General features: G+C 64.8%; 14 protein-coding genes. 10 read left to right on the top strand and 4 right to left on the bottom strand.

Annotated elements, in window-relative coordinates; translation table 11 throughout:
- The first annotated feature begins 48 nt into the window (after window positions 1-48).
- Genes nudC through ACN9MZ_RS00355 form a run of 3 tightly spaced genes read left to right on the top strand, consistent with a single transcriptional unit; the run spans window position 49 to window position 2,851 of the window.
- Window positions 49-861, top strand: coding sequence for an NAD(+) diphosphatase (gene nudC / locus ACN9MZ_RS00365; protein WP_426340380.1), 813 nt, complete (start codon window positions 49-51; stop codon window positions 859-861).
- Window positions 862-910: 49 nt separating this feature from the next.
- The gene (folE, locus tag ACN9MZ_RS00360; protein ID WP_426340379.1) at window positions 911-1,477 is read left to right on the top strand and encodes a GTP cyclohydrolase I FolE; all 567 of its coding nucleotides are present in this window, start codon (window positions 911-913) and stop codon (window positions 1,475-1,477) included.
- Between the two features lie 3 nt (window positions 1,478-1,480).
- On the top strand, window positions 1,481-2,851 hold the full coding sequence (locus ACN9MZ_RS00355) for a thioredoxin family protein (RefSeq protein WP_426340378.1): 1,371 nt from the start codon (window positions 1,481-1,483) through the stop codon (window positions 2,849-2,851).
- A gap of 46 nt (window positions 2,852-2,897) precedes the next feature.
- Here the strand turns inward: ACN9MZ_RS00355 and ACN9MZ_RS00350 are convergent, their stop codons facing one another.
- Window positions 2,898-3,791, bottom strand: a complete 894-nt coding sequence (locus ACN9MZ_RS00350; RefSeq protein ID WP_426340377.1) for a LysR family transcriptional regulator — start codon at window positions 3,789-3,791, stop codon at window positions 2,898-2,900.
- A gap of 101 nt (window positions 3,792-3,892) precedes the next feature.
- Between ACN9MZ_RS00350 and ACN9MZ_RS00345 the strand changes: the two genes are divergently transcribed.
- Complete coding sequence (locus ACN9MZ_RS00345) at window positions 3,893-4,894, top strand: aldo/keto reductase (protein ID WP_426340376.1); 1,002 nt, start codon at window positions 3,893-3,895, stop codon at window positions 4,892-4,894.
- Here ACN9MZ_RS00345 and ACN9MZ_RS00340 read toward each other — a convergent pair.
- Complete coding sequence (locus tag ACN9MZ_RS00340; protein WP_426342981.1) at window positions 4,891-5,769, bottom strand: LysR family transcriptional regulator; 879 nt, start codon at window positions 5,767-5,769, stop codon at window positions 4,891-4,893. The genes ACN9MZ_RS00345 and ACN9MZ_RS00340 overlap by 4 nt on opposite strands.
- Before the next feature lie 108 nt (window positions 5,770-5,877).
- Here ACN9MZ_RS00340 and ACN9MZ_RS00335 point away from each other — a divergent pair, with 108 nt between their 5' ends.
- Window positions 5,878-6,813 (top strand): zinc-dependent alcohol dehydrogenase family protein, encoded by a 936-nt coding sequence (locus ACN9MZ_RS00335; RefSeq protein ID WP_426340375.1) that lies wholly within the window; start codon window positions 5,878-5,880, stop codon window positions 6,811-6,813.
- A 9-nt stretch (window positions 6,814-6,822) separates the two neighbouring features.
- On the opposite strand, the gene ACN9MZ_RS00330 is transcribed toward ACN9MZ_RS00335, so the two are convergent.
- The gene (locus ACN9MZ_RS00330) at window positions 6,823-7,284 is read right to left on the bottom strand and encodes a hypothetical protein (RefSeq protein WP_426340374.1); all 462 of its coding nucleotides are present in this window, start codon (window positions 7,282-7,284) and stop codon (window positions 6,823-6,825) included.
- A gap of 113 nt (window positions 7,285-7,397) precedes the next feature.
- Here ACN9MZ_RS00330 and ACN9MZ_RS00325 point away from each other — a divergent pair, with 113 nt between their 5' ends.
- From ACN9MZ_RS00325 to ACN9MZ_RS00305, 5 genes are read left to right on the top strand one after another with little or no spacing between them, the layout of a single operon-like run.
- A complete protein-coding gene (locus ACN9MZ_RS00325) occupies window positions 7,398-10,943 on the top strand; it encodes a response regulator (RefSeq protein WP_426340373.1) in 3,546 nt (1,181 codons plus the stop codon).
- On the top strand, window positions 10,943-11,773 hold the full coding sequence (locus ACN9MZ_RS00320) for a CheR family methyltransferase (RefSeq protein WP_426342980.1): 831 nt from the start codon (window positions 10,943-10,945) through the stop codon (window positions 11,771-11,773). Before ACN9MZ_RS00325 ends, ACN9MZ_RS00320 begins: the two co-directional genes overlap by 1 nt.
- Window positions 11,773-12,378: a chemotaxis protein CheB gene (locus ACN9MZ_RS00315; RefSeq protein ID WP_426340372.1), complete on the top strand. Its 606-nt coding sequence runs from the start codon at window positions 11,773-11,775 to the stop codon at window positions 12,376-12,378. Before ACN9MZ_RS00320 ends, ACN9MZ_RS00315 begins: the two co-directional genes overlap by 1 nt.
- Window positions 12,378-13,598, top strand: coding sequence for a hybrid sensor histidine kinase/response regulator (locus ACN9MZ_RS00310; protein ID WP_426340371.1), 1,221 nt, complete (start codon window positions 12,378-12,380; stop codon window positions 13,596-13,598). The genes ACN9MZ_RS00315 and ACN9MZ_RS00310 overlap by 1 nt, the downstream gene beginning before the upstream one ends.
- A gap of 9 nt (window positions 13,599-13,607) precedes the next feature.
- Entirely contained in the window at window positions 13,608-14,078 is a 471-nt protein-coding gene (locus ACN9MZ_RS00305) for a DUF2244 domain-containing protein (protein WP_426340370.1), read from the top strand.
- Between the two features lie 10 nt (window positions 14,079-14,088).
- Here ACN9MZ_RS00305 and ACN9MZ_RS00300 read toward each other — a convergent pair whose 3' ends face one another.
- Window positions 14,089-14,691: an OmpW/AlkL family protein gene (locus tag ACN9MZ_RS00300; protein ID WP_426340369.1), complete on the bottom strand. Its 603-nt coding sequence runs from the start codon at window positions 14,689-14,691 to the stop codon at window positions 14,089-14,091.
- Window positions 14,692-14,706 lie beyond the last annotated feature (15 nt).

Genomic DNA, 14,706 nt, shown 5'->3' with positions numbered 1-14,706 from the left:
TAGAAGTTCAAGTATGATCGTCCTGTTGCCAGGACTATATTGAACGCCATGCTCCAGACCCCCGTCGGTTTCCTGCCCCTGATCCAGCCAGCTCCTGCTGAAAACATCCAAACCCTGGTCTTCCACAAAGACCGGCTGCTGTTGCGGGAAGAAAGCCTGGCCCTGCCGCCGCACGCGGAACTGCTTGCCGCCGGCCTGGAACTGGCCGGCGCGATGCCGCTCGGCACCTGGGAAGGGCGCTACTGGCAGGTCGCGCAGGCGCCGCACGACACCCCGCCGCTGGAGGGCCATGCCTACGTCGGCCTGCGCGCACTGTTCGGCGCCGTCGACCATGGCTTGCTCGGCGTGGCGGGGCGCGGCTTCCAGATCGCCGAATGGGCGCGCACGCACCGCTTCTGTGGCGCCTGCGGCTCACCGATGCTGCTGGCGCCCGGCGAGCGCGCCATGCGCTGCACCTCCTGCAGCCACCTCGCTTATCCGCGCATTTCGCCTGCCATGATGGTGCTGATCAGGAAGGGCAGGCAGCGCCTGCTGGCGGCGCACGCGAATTCGCCGTACAAGCGCTACACAGCGCTGGCCGGTTTCCTGGAAGCCGGCGAATCGGTGGAAGAGGCAGTGCACCGCGAAGTGTTCGAGGAGGTCGGCCTGCGCGTGCACAATCTCAAATACTTCGGCAGCCAGTCCTGGCCTTTCCCGCATTCGCTGATGATCGCCTTCACTGCCGAATACCTGGACGGCGAGATCGTCACCGACCCCAGCGAAATCAGCGACGCGCGCTGGTTTGGCCCCGAAGATGAGTGGCCGGCACTGACGCATACGGTTTCCATCGCCAGCGAGCTGCTGGCAGCGAACCGACCCTGAACGCTGTATACTGGTGGATTAGATTCCACATTTCACGGTTCTTGCAATCATGACTAAAGAAGTATTCACCGAAGCCGACTGGCGCCGCCTGCTGGAGCACCTGGGCGAAGACCCGGACCGTCCAGGCCTGATCGAAACTCCGCACCGCGTCCACAAGGCGTGGAAGCACTGGGTGTCGGGCTATGGCCAGGAACCGGCGGAAGTGCTGAAGGCTTTCGAGGATGGCGCCGAGCAGTACAACGAACTGATCGTCGTGAAGAACATTCCGGTGTACAGCCATTGCGAGCACCACCTGGCGCCATTCTTCGGCAAGGCCACCGTGGGATATGTCCCGAATGGCAAGATTGTCGGTTTGTCCAAGCTGACCCGCCTGGTGGACGTGTTCTCCAAGCGCCTGCAGGTGCAGGAACGCATGACCATGCAGATCGCCGAAGCGCTGATGCAGGTGCTGGAGCCGAAGGCCGTGGGCGTGGTGGTCAAGTGCCGCCACCTGTGCATGGAGTCGCGCGGCATCCGCACCGCTGGCGAAGAGACCGTGACTTCCGCCATGCTGGGCGAGCTGCAGCCGAACCTGGCGATGCGCACCGAATTCCTGGCACTGGCTCGCGAGTCCTGATCCATGGCTAACGCTATCGAGTGGTTCGAAGGCGGTTTCGACGCTGCACTGGAGGCAGCCCGCGCTGCCGGCCGTCCGCTGTTCCTGTACTGGGGCGCCGTGTGGTGCCCGCCGTGCAACCGGGTCAAGTACGAAATCTTCGGCCGTGAAGATTTCCCGGCCAAGCTGCAAAGCATGGTGGCGATGCAGCTCGATGGCGACAGCCCGAACGCGCAGGCACTGGCGGCGCGCCTGAAGCTGCGCAGCTATCCGACCATGGTGATGTACCGTCCGGATGGCAGCGAGATCACGCGCCTGCCGTGCGAACTCGATGGCGAATTGTTTGGCGAGGCCCTGATGGCGGCGCGTTTTGCCGGCCACACGGCGGGCGAGTCGATGGCTGCTGCGCTGGATGGCAAGCGTGCCCTGTCGCCGTCCGAATGGACCCTCCTGTCGAACTACTCGTGGGATACCGATGAAGGCGTGCTGCTGCACGGGCGCGACCTGGGCGTGACGCTGACTACCTTGTCGCAGCTGGCTGCCGCCGCCGTGACCGGCGAGGCGCCGGCTGCGGCGCGCCAGGTGGAAGATGCCGCCACGCGCCTGCGCTTGCATGCGATGGTGGCGCAGGCCGGCCGCGTGGTCGATGCGTCGTCGCCTGAATTCCTGTTGAAGGTGCTGGGCGACAAGCGCGTGGCGCGCGCCAATATGGATATCTTCGGCAACAGCGGCCACCAGCTGGTGCGCGCGGCGCCGGCGCGCCACGCTGAACTGGCGGCTGCCATGGCTGCTACCGCGCAGGTGTGGGCCGAGGACATGTGGTTGTCGGCGCCGGACCGCCTGACTGCGGTGCGCTTGCAGGTGCGCATGTCGCGCATGGGCCATGTGGCGGACGGCTTGCCGCAGCTTGTGCGTACCCGTGTGCAGCAGGCGCTGGCGCTGGTGGATGACAAGTATGGGCGGCATACGCTGGTCAACACGGCAGTCAGTGCGCTGAATGATGCGGGGCTGCATGCCGAGGCGGAGGCTTTGCTGCAATCGGTGCTGGTGGAATCGCATGCGCCGTATTATTTCAAGCTGAGCCTTGCATCTGCGGCCAAGCGACGCGGCGATCTGCCGGGCATGCTGGACTGGTACGAGAAGGCGTGGCGTTCGGCGGTGGGGCCAGCGACGCGTATCCAGTGGGGGGCGACCTACCTCTCGGCGCTGATCGATACCACGCCGGGGGACACCGCGCGTATCGAAGCTGCGGCCGCGGCGCTGGAGCAGGATTTTGCCAATGCGCCGGATGGGTTCAAGCAGCGCAATCTGACGCAGGCGCAGAAGCTGGTGGCGAAGCTGCCGGCGGGGCTTGCGTTGGCAGACACTTTGCGGGCGGGCATCGAACACCGGTAAACCCGGGTACGACCCAAGGGTAGGACCCAGGTTTACCGGTGTTAAATCAGCCCAGCCGCAAAACCTCCGCCAGCCAATCCACAAACACCCTCACCCGCGGCGACAAATGCCGGTTGTGTGAGTAAATGATCGACACCGGCATCGGCGCCGGCCGCCACTCCGGCAGCACCTCCACCAGCTCCCCGCTGGCGAGCAAGTACTCAATCCCCGGCAACGGAATCTGCGCCAGCCCGATCCCCGCCCGGCAAGCCCCCAGGTAAGCCTCCGAACTCCCCACCGACACCCTGCTGCGCACCGACAGCGTCCTGACCTCCCCATCCACCACATACTCCCAGGGCAGATCGCGCCCGGTCTGGCTGGAAAAGTAATTGACCGCCCAATGCTCGCGCAAATCTTCCAGCGTCCGCGGCGTCCCGTGCGCCGCGAGGTAAGAAGGCGACGCCACGTTCACCTGCACCATCGCCCCCAGCGGCCTGGCCACCAGGGTGGAGTCCCGCAATACTCCCGCCCGCACCGCGCAATCGATACCTTCCCCCACCAGGTCGACCATGCGGTCATTGGCCCCGACCCGGATCTTGATCTCCGGGTAGCGCGAGAAGAAGTCCGGCAACGCGGGAATCACGCTCAAGCGCGAAATACGCTCCGGCAGGTCGACCCGTATCGTGCCGGAAGGCTTGCGCCCATCGGACAGGAACAGGGCATTGATGTCCTCCAGTTCATTGAGCAGCGCACGGCAGCGTTCCACATACAGCTGCCCCTCCACCGTCAGGCTGACCTTGCGCGTGGTGCGCTGGAGCAGCCGCACGCCAAGCTGCTGCTCGATGGCCTGCACGGCATTGGTAACGGTGGGGCGCGGCAGGTCGAGCTGTTCGGCGGCTTGGGTGAAGCTCTTGCTATCGGCCACCGCCAGGAAGACCTGCATTGCCTTGAACTGGTCCATTGTTATCTATTGTCGAATAAAGATGTAATAAACGAAGCATTTATTGTTGGATTCGATAATAGCACAATGGTTCCCATCGAAACCCCACCTGGAGAGCACACATGAAAACCCGCAAACTTGGCAGCACCGGCCCGCAAGCTTCCCAACTCGGCCTGGGCCTGATGGGCATGTCCGACCTGTACGGCCCGGCCGACCGCGCCGAAAGCCTGGCCACCATCCACGCGGCGCTGGATGCCGGCGTCAGCTTGCTCGACACCGGCGACTTTTACGGCATGGGCCACAATGAAATGCTGCTGGGCGAGGCGCTGCAGGGGCGCAACCGCGAGCAAGTGCAGGTCAGCGTGAAGTTCGGCGCCCTGCGCGATCCGGACGGCGGCTTTATCGGCTACGATGCGCGCCCGCAGGCCGTGGTCAATTTCCTGGCCTATTCGCTGCGCCGCCTGGGCACCGACTACATCGACATCTACCGCCCGTCTCGCCTGGACCCCGCCACGCCGATCGAGGATACCGTCGGCGCTATCGCGGAGCAGGTGCGCAAGGGCCATGTGCGCCACATCGGCCTGTCCGAAGTGAATGCCGACACGCTGCGCCGCGCCCATGCCGTGCACCCGATCGCCGACGTGCAGATCGAGTACTCGATGATCTCGCGCGGCATCGAAAACGGCTTGCTGCAAACGGCGCGTGAACTGGGCGTCGGCATCACCGCGTACGGCGTGCTGTCGCGTGGCCTGATCAGCGGCCACTGGAGCGCGCAGCGCGAAGGCGAGCAGGATTACCGCGGCCTGCACAGCCCGCGCTTCCAGGGCGATAACCTGAAGCACAACCTGGAACTGGTGGAACGCATGCGCGCGGTGGCGCAGGCCAGGGGCATCAGCGTGGCGCAGCTGGCGATTGCCTGGGTGATGGCGCAAGGCAGCGATATCGTGCCCCTGGTCGGCGCCCGCACCCGTACCCGCCTGCAGGAAGCGCTGGGCGCGCTCGACGCGGTGCTGCTGCCATCCGACCTGGCAGCGCTGGAACTGATCGTGCCGCAAGGCGCCGCTGCCGGTGGCCGCTACAACGACTACCAGCTTTCCCACCTCGACAGTGAAAAGGCCGCCTAGGCGAAAACCTCGCCAAGGAAGTCGACGAATGCCAGCACCTTGGCCGCTCGCTGGTGCCGCTGCTGGTACAGCGCGGTCAATGCGGGGCCGGGCGCGTGGTAGTCGGCGAGTAGCGGAACCAGGGCGCCGCTGCGCAGCTCCCCTTCCACCGAAAGCGACAGGAACTGGCCAATACCGGCGCCGGCCTTGCATGCTTCGACCAGGGAATCCACATGGTCGAACGCGGCGCGCGCCGGCGGCGTGAACGCCAGGCCATCCGAGAACTGCCACGCGCGCAGGCGGCCGGCGCGCGGCAGGATGAATTGCAGGCACGCGAATCCTGCCAGTTCGCCCGGTGTCGCAGGGGTGCCGTGTTGCGCGATGAAGGCTGGGGATGCGCAGCAAATGAAGCGTGTTTGCAGCAATTGCCGCGCGATCAGGCGCTCATCGCCGATTTCGCCCAGCCGCAAGAGCACGTCGTATCCTTCCTCCACCATATCGACCAGGCGGTCGCTGGCGCTGGCCTGGAGCGCAATGCCGGGATGGCGAGCCAGGAAGCGCGGCAATGCCGGGGCCACGTAGATCCGCGACACCAGGCCTGGCATGTTGACGCGCAAGGTGCCGCGCGGCTCGCGAGCCGAATGCTGCAGCTGCGCCTCCAGCTCTTCCATTCCGGACAGCAGGCGCTGCGCCTGCTCGTAGCACGCGCGCCCCTCGCCGGTGAGCGACATGCTGCGCGTCGTCCGGTTCAACAGTTTTACCTGGAAGTGGGCCTCCAGCGCATTGACTTGCGCGGTGACGGACGATGTCGAAATGCCCAGCCTTTCCGCTGCGCGCGAGAAGCCACCGGTTTCCACTACCGCGCAAAAGACGCGCAAGGCATCAAGTTTGTCCATCACGCCATTATCCACAATTCGTGGATTCTGTTTGCAGCCGGCCCCTGTTTTTCCGGGGCCTGCCAATGCCTACACTGCCAGTCATCGAAACCCACAGGAGTTCTTGCCATGAAAGCCATGATTCTCAAAGCGGCCGGCCAGCCGCTGGTCCAAGCCGAAATCGCCAAGCCGGAACCGGCCGCAGGGCAGGTTCTGGTACGCATCCATGCCAGCGCCGTCAATCCGCTCGACCTCAAGATCGCCGCCGGAAAGGCCGCGCATGCGCGCATGCCGCTGCCGGCGGTGCTGGGCATCGACATGGCAGGCGTGGTAGAAGCGGTCGGCCCTGGCGTTACCGCATTCGCCCCGGGCGACGCCGTATTCGGCATGACGGGAGGCGTGGGCGGCGTGCAGGGCTCCCTGGCCGAATATGCCGCTGTCGACGCCGACCTGCTGGCACATGCGCCCCGCACCATCGGCCTGCGCGAAGCGGCAGCGCTGCCGCTGGCCTTCATCACCGCATGGGAAGGGCTGGTAGACCGGGCGCGCGTACAGGCCGGCCAGTCGGTGCTGGTGCAGGGCGGTGCAGGCGGTGTCGGCCGCATGGTCGTGCAGCTCGCGCTGGCCTTTGGCGCCCAGGTTGCGGCAACGGGCCGTGCCGGCCAGCGCGAATCGATCGAAGCCATGGACGCGCGCTTCATCGAGCAGGCCGAAGGCGAAGAATTCGACATTGTGTACGACACTGTCGGCGGCGATGTACTGGATGCGTCGTTCCGCGTGGTTCGCGCGTACGGCGGGCACGTGGTCAGTGCCCTCGGCTGGGGTACCCATGCCCTGGCGCCGCTGTCGTTCCGGGCAGCCAGCTATTCCGGCGTATTCACCCTGCTGCCCTTGTTGTCGGGCAAGAGGCGCGCGGCGCATGGAACCATCCTGCGCGAGGCCGCGCGGCTGGTCGATGCCGGCAAGCTGTCGGTGCAGTTGAATGCCGGGCGCTTCACGCTCGCGGAAGCAAACCGGGCGCATGCAGCACCAGGGGGAGGTAAAGTAGTGGTGGATATTGCCTGAGCAGGGCGGCTATTGCGGCGCGGGCGGAGCATCGGCTGAGGCGCCGGCCGGTGCCGCCGCTGGCGCAGCCTCCGCGTCGAAACGCATCTTCGACTTCTTGCTCTCCGCCACGTAAGTCCCCAACTTGGTCCCGGCGGCGGTGGTGTTGCCGCCCTCGGCGACCAGGGTGCAGCCCTGGGTTTCCACCTGCCAGACATACTTTCCGGCGCGCAGGCTCCAGATGCTGTCGCCGCTGGCGAACAGTTCGAACTCCAGCCCTTCCAGCGGCATCTCGCCCAAGGGAATGGCGCGCTGGCATTCGGGCAGGCGCGCGGCCATCAGCGTGTACTGCGCGTCTTCCTTCCAGAAAAATTCCTGCTGCCGCCGCACGGTCAGCGTATGTTCGCGCGTGCCGTCCGCATAGAAGGTTGCGGAATCGTTAACGCAGCCAGCCAGCAAAAACAGCGGCACGACAGTCAGGATCTTGCGCATGGGCGAAAGGAAGTGATTGGTTTGAAAGCAATTATAGCCCCCGCGCACGATTGCCGCGCAAGCTCCGCCGTAGGCGTACACTGGGAGCTTCCGATGACTGTCTGACCATTTCAATGCAAAGAAGTTCGACCATCGATGACCAGGGCTTTCGCCGCATCCTCAATCGGAACGTGAAGGTCCCGCTGCTAGGCGGGATTGTTGCTGCCGGCATTTTCGTGGTGCTGTTCGCCTACCTGATGAGTACATGGAGCGCGGTGGAATCCACCGAGCGCGCGATCGGCAATGCGCAGGAATTGCGCAAGCTGGCGGTCGACATGGAAAGCGGCATGCGCGGCTTCCTGCTGACGGGCGATGATGCCTACCTTGCTCCCTACATTGCCGCGCGCCCGCGTTTCGAGGCTTCTTCCGAGTCGCTGCGCGAACTGGTGGAGGACGACGCCACCCAGGTCGAACGCCTGCGCCAGATCCGCGCCCAGCACCAGGCGTGGATGCGCGCCGCGGACCAGATGATCGCAGCCCGCCGCCAGCAGGGCGACTACCTCGGCATGCTGCGCGATGGCACCGGCAAAGTGGCCCTGGAAGACCTGCGCGAGCAGTTCCGCGCATTCATCGCCCACGAGGAGCGGCAGCGCGCCAATCGCGGCGAGGCGGTGCGCACGGTGGGTTTCTGGACGGTGGCGATCTTCCTTGCCGTGAGCCTGGCGGTAAGCAGCCTGCTGGCCTGGCTGGGGCGGCGCGACTTGCTGCGCCTGTCGGTGGTCTACCGCGATGCGTTGCAGGAGCAGCACACGCATGCCTACCAGCTGCAGCACCAGGCCTGGCTGCGCGAGGGGCAGAGCCAGCTGGCCGAGCAGGGCACGGGCCAGATGGCGGTGCCGCAGCTGTCGTCAACGCTGCTGGATTTCATGGTGCGCTACCTGGACGTGGCGGTGGCCTCGTTCTACGTGGTCAAGCCGGACGGCTCGCTGGAGCGCACGGCAGCCCATGGCTTCAGCCAGGAGGATGAAGCAAAGGGGCAGCACTTGCTGCCCGGCGAAGGATTGGTGGGCCAGGCGGCGCGCACGCGGCGCGCCGTGCACATGGCGCAGCTGCCGGCCGGCTATATCAAGGTGTCGTCATCGCTGGGCGATGGCATGCCGCAACAGATCGTGCTGCTGCCGGTGCATAGCGATGGCCGCGTGAATGGTGTGGTGGAACTGGGTTTCCTGCGCGAAGTGGGGCGGCGCGAACTGGACTTCCTCGAGCTGGTTGCCGGCAACGTCGGCATGGCGATCGAGGCCACGGTTGCCCGCCAGCGACTGGCCGAGGTGTTGGCAGAAACGCAGTCGCTGAACGAGGAGTTGCAGGTGCAGCAGGAGGAACTGCGCACCGCCAACGAGGAACTGGAGGAGCAGTCGCGCGTGCTGGAGCGCTCGCAGGCCAGCCTGGAAACGCAGAAGCTGGAACTGGAGCAGAGCAACCAGCAGCTGGCGCTGCAGGCGGAAATGCTGGACCAGCGCAACGCCGCCCTGGCCGCGGCACGCGTCGAGGTAGAGGCGCGGGCACGCGACGTCGAGCGGACCAGCGAATACAAGTCGCAGTTCCTGGCGAATATGTCGCACGAACTGCGCACGCCTTTGAACAGTTCCCTGATCCTGGCCAAGCTGCTGGCCGATAACGCCCAGGGCAACCTGGACGAGGAGCAGGTCCGGTTTGCGCAGACCATCTACAACGCCGGCAATGACCTGCTGGCGCTGATCAACGATATCCTCGACATCTCCAAGGTGGAGGCGGGCAAGCTGGAACTGGCGCCGGAAGATGTGGCCTTGCAGGCGACAGTCGACAACCTGCAAGCGGCCTTTGCCCCGCTGGCGCAGGAAAAGCAGCTCGACTTCGTGGTCGACCTTGTGCCTGGCTTGCCGGAGAAGGTCTATACCGACCGGCAGCGGCTGGAGCAGATCCTCAAGAACCTGCTGTCCAACGCGGTCAAGTTCACCGAGCGCGGCAAAGTGATCCTGCGCGTGTCGCCGGGCGAGGCGGGCTGGCTGCGCTTTGCTGTCATTGATACCGGCGTTGGCGTTCGGGCCGAGCTGCAGGGCGCGATCTTCGATGCCTTCCAGCAGGGCGACGGCACGCCAAGCCGGCGTTTCGGCGGGACCGGACTGGGCTTGTCGATTTCCCGCGACCTGGCGCGCCTGCTGGGCGGGGAAGTCGAATTGTCCAGCGTGGAAGGGCAGGGCAGCACGTTCACCTTGCTGCTGCCGACGCAGTGGGCGGCAGCCCTGCCGCGCGACGCCGGCCACCCGGTGGCGCAGCAGGCAAGCGGCGCGGCGGAACAGCCCGCCGGGCAGGCAACCGCGCCGCCTGACGCAGCATTCCCCACGCCAGGCAACGCGCCGATGGCCGCCGGACGCGCGACGGACGCCCCCGGGCCGAGCGAAGCCGGTGCTCCGCTGCGCCCCTTCGACGACGACCGCGCCGCAGCCCCGCCGCCGGAGCGCAAAGTCCTGATCATCGAGGACGACCCCGACTTCGCCCGCATCCTGTATGACCTGGCGCAAGAATCCAATTACCGCGCCCTGGTCGCCTTCACCGCCGAGGAAGGCCTGAAACTGGCCGAAGAACATCAGCCGCAGGCCGTCATGCTCGACATCCGCTTGCCCGACCGCTCCGGCCTGTCGGTGCTGCAAATGCTGAAGGACAACCCGCAAACCCGCCACATCCCGGTGCACGTGGTCAGCGGCGCCGACAGCGGCGAAGCGGCCATGCACCTGGGCGCCATTGGCTTTGTACGCAAGCCCGCCGAGCGCAACCAGCTGCTGACCGTCTTCGAGCGCCTGGAACGCCGTTTTACGCAAAAGATCAAGCACCTCTTGCTGGTGGAAGACGATGCCCGCCAGCGCGACAGCATGGTCAGGCTGATCGAAGACGAAGACATCGCCATCACGGCTGTCGCCAGCGGCGCCGAAGCGCTGGCGCAGCTCCGTGCCACCATTTTCGACTGCATGATCATGGACCTGAAACTCCCCGACATGCAAGGCAGCGAGCTGCTGCAGCACATGTCGCAGCAGGAGATCGCCAGCTTCCCGCCGGTGATTGTCTATACTGGACGTAGCATGACGCGCGCCGAAGAGGCCGAGCTGTCGAAATACTCGCGCTCCATCATCATCAAGGGCGCCCGTTCGCCGGAGCGCCTGCTGGACGAAGTCACCCTGTTCCTGCACAAGGTCGAGTCCCAGCTCTCCACCGAACGGCAAACCATGCTGAAGGCAGTGCGCAGCCGCGACCACGTGTTCGAAGGCCGCCGCATCCTGCTGGTGGACGACGACGTGCGCAACATCTTCGCCCTGACCAGCGCCGTTGAACAAAAGGGAGCCCTGGTGGAAATCGCCCGCAATGGCCAGGAAGCCCTCGACAAGCTCGATGCCGTGCCCGAGATCGACCTGGTGCTGATGGACATCATGATGCCCGGCATGGACGGGCTGGAAGCCACGCGCCGCCTGCGCACCGACCCGCGCTTCGCCCGCCTGCCGGTGATCGCCATCACCGCCAAGGCCATGAAGGACGACCAGGAGCAATGCCTGGCCGCCGGCGCCAACGACTACCTGGCCAAGCCGATCGACCTGTCGCGCCTGTACTCATTGCTCCGGGTGTGGATGCCAGCCATGGACACGGTGTGATGAACGACAGCGCGCAAATCAGCAGCGTCGAAATCGAGCTGCGTATGCTGATGGAAGCGATCTTCCTCAGGTACAGCTACGACTTCCGCGACTACACCGGCGCCTCGCAAAAACGCCGCGTGCTGCACGCCATGGCGGAAATGGGCTGTGCCACCGTCTCGCAGCTGCAGTCGCGCGTGCTGCACGAGCCGGGCGCCTTCAGCCAGCTGCTGCAATACCTGACCATTCCCGTCACGGAAATGTTCCGCGACCCGACCTACTATATCGGCCTGCGCGAGCATGTGATGCCGGTGCTGGGCACCTACCCCTCGCTGAAGATCTGGGTAGCCGGCTGCAGTAGCGGCGAGGAAGTGTATTCGCTCGCCATCCTGCTGAAGGAAGAAGGCCTGCTTGAGCGCAGCCTCATCTACGCCACCGACATCAACCCGCAATCGCTGGAAAAAGCCAGGAAAGGCGTTTTCCCCCTGGAGAACATGCGTACCTATACCGCCAATTACCAGGCGGCTGGCGGCAAGCGTGCCTTCTCCGACTACTACACGGCCGCCTACAACGCCGCCCTGTTCGACCGCTCGCTGTGCGAAAACGTCACGTTCGCCGACCATAGCCTGGCCACCGATGCGGTATTCGCCGAAACGCAGTTCATCAGCTGCCGCAATGTGATGATCTATTTCAACAAGAAACTGCAGGAGCGGGCGCTCGGGCTGTTCCACGAGTCGCTTTGCCACCGCGGCTTCCTGGGCCTGGGAAGCAAGGAGAGCATCGACTTCTCCTCGTACGGGCCGAAATTCGAAGCGCTCGCCAAGCGCGACCGCCTGTTCAGGAAAAAATAATGCCAACCGAACCTTCGCTTGACGTGGCCTTGCAAGGCCGCCAGTTCGAGGCGGTTGTCATCGGCGCATCGGCCGGAGGCGTTAACGCCTTGATGCAGGTGCTGCCGGCGCTGCCGCGCGGCTATCGCTTGCCGATAGTCGTCGTGCTGCATGTCAGGAGCGGCCGGCAAAACCAGTTGGTGGACGTGTTCCAGCAAAGGGTGCAGCTGCCGGTGCGCGAGGCGGGCGACAAGGAAGACGTGATTCCGGGTACGCTGTATTTTGCGCCAGCCGGTTACCACCTGTTGCTGGAAAATGAACGCAGTTTCTCCCTGAGCTGCGACGCGCCATTGCACTTTGCTCGTCCCGCGATCGACATTACCATGGAATCAGCGGCAGACGTGTACGGGCCTCGCCTGGTGGGCATGCTGCTCACCGGCGCCAACGACGATGGCGCGCAAGGCATGGCCGCCATCGGCAAGGCAGATGGCCTGACGGTAGTGCAGGACCCGGAAGAAGCCAATGTCGGCGTGATGCCGCTGGAAGCAATCCGCGCGCGCCAGCCGGACCTGGTGCTGCCGCTGGAACATATCAAGCAACTATTGCTGATGCTGGAGACGCACTGATGGAACCGACCAAAGTCCTGCTGGTAGACGACCTGCCGGAAAACCTGCGCGCGCTGAATGCCCTGGTGCGCGCCGACGACCGCGTGATCTACCAGGCCCGCACGGGCGAAGAAGCGCTCGCCCTGCTGCTGGAACACGAATTCGCGCTGGCCATTGTCGACGTGCAGATGCCTGGCATGGACGGCTTTGAGCTGGCGGAGCTGATGCGAGGCACCGGCAAGACCCGCCATATCCCGATCGTCTTCGTGAGCGCCGCCGGCAGGGAGCTGAATTACGCCTTCAAGGGCTACGAAGCGGGCGCGGTGGATTTCCTCTACAAGCCGCTCGACTCGGAGGCCGTGAAAAGCAAGGTCAACGTCTTCGTCGACCTGTTCCGCCAAAAGCAGGAAGTGCGGCAGATCGTCGAACAGCGCGAAGCCACGGTGCGCGAACTGAATGCCGTGCAGCAGGAACTGGAACGCGCGCTGGAAATGCGCGACCAGTTCATGTCCATGGTGGCGCACGAACTGCGCACGCCGCTCAACACCCTCTACCTGGAAGCGCAGATGCGCAAGCTGCAGCTCGAGCGCGGCAACATGGACCACTTCGCGCCGGAACAGCTGGAGCGCATGGTGGCGCGCGACATGCGCCAGATCCACGCCATGGTGCGCCTGATCGACGACATGCTTGACGTATCGCGCATCCGCGCCGGCAAGCTCTCGATCCGTCCCGCCCGCGTCGACCTGGAAGCGCTGTTGCAGCGCATCGTCGGCGACCTGTCGCATCACGCGGCCGACATGCACAGCGAACTGCGCCTGTCCATCGTGCAGCCCGTGGCCGGATGCTGGGACGAGTTCCGCGTGGAGCAGGTCATCGTCAACCTGATCAATAACGCCTTGCGCTATGGCGGCGGCAAGCCGGTCGACGTGCGCCTGCATGCCGACAGCCTGACCGCCCGCATCGAAGTCATCGACCAGGGCGTTGGCATTCCCGAGGAAGTGCTGCCGAAAATCTTCGAGCCCTTCGAGCGCGGAAAAATGGAAGGCATGCCCGCCGGCCTGGGCCTGGGCCTCTACATCTCGCGCCAGCTGGCCGAAGCGCACGGCGGCACGCTCACCGCGCGCAGCAAGCCCGGCGAAGGCGCCACCTTCATCTTCACGTTGCCCCGCGCCGACGAAATGCCCGCTGCGGGGCCCGGAACCACGAAAGACGTTTTGCCTTTGCCAGCGAGTTGTGCCTAGAATGTCCCCATGAACCGGGACTTGCTCAGGGAACGCAGGGAATGGCTGCTGCGGCGCAATTGTTCATTGTCGCCCCGGCAGATGGGGATGGCTTATGGCCTGATGTGCGTGTTCTCGTTTGCGGTCGCCACCGGCTTCGTGATGATCGGCCTGTGGCAGGTGTTGCTGTTCACCGTGCTGGAGATGACGGCCGTGGCGGCCGCCTTCCTCTACTTCGCCCGCCACGCCACCGACTATGAACACATCGTGCTCGCCAACGGCAAGCTGCTGGTGGAGCAGGTCTCCGCAGGCAAGATGAGCGTGACGCAGCTCGAACTCTACTTCCTGCGGCTGCAAATGCCTGCCCGCTACGGCGACCTGATTCACCTTGAATCGAATGGCGTCGCAGTCGACATCGGCTACTTCGCCACCGACCCGCGCCGCCGCGCGCTGGCCCAGGAGCTGCGCGCGGAAGTGCAGGGCGGCTTGTTCAGCAACTAGGTGTCAGCCGTTAGAAGCGGTAGCCTACGCCCACGCCGAACATGACCGGGTCGACCTTGACCTTGCTGACTTTGGTGCCGGCAACCAGCACGTCGCTGCGGATCTGCACTTTCTTGATGTCCAGGTTGAGCGACCAGTTCTTGTCCAGCTTGTAGTCCACGCCAGCCTGCAAGGCCAGGCCGAAGCTGTCATGTTCCAGGCTGCCCTGGCCGTCCAGGATCTTGTTCTTGGAGAAGGTGGTCCAGTTCACGCCCACGCCCAGGTAAGGGCTGAGCTGCGAGGACGGGGTGAAGTGGTACTGCGCCAGCAGGGTCGGCGGCAAATGCTTGAAAGTACCGGCGGACTCGCCAGCCACGTACACGGTGTGCTTCTGCGGGTAGGTCAGCACCAGTTCGGCGGAGATATTCGGGGTGAAGAAGTAGGAAATATCCACTTCCGGAATGGTCTTGCTGCTGACGGTGATGAGGTCGGATGGGCCCACGCCGGCAATCGGGTCGGACTTGTCTGCGGGGTTGATGTGCACGGCACGTGCGCGCACTTGCCAAGGCGTTTCCTGTGCCATTGCACCAAAAGCCACGCCACCCAGGACAACTGCCAAAATCGCTTTCTTCATTTCACTACCTCTTTC

The organism is Pseudoduganella sp. S-14, assembly GCF_049913285.1.
GTDB lineage: Bacteria > Pseudomonadota > Gammaproteobacteria > Burkholderiales > Burkholderiaceae_D > Rugamonas.
This window is presented reverse-complemented; position numbering and strand designations above follow the sequence as displayed.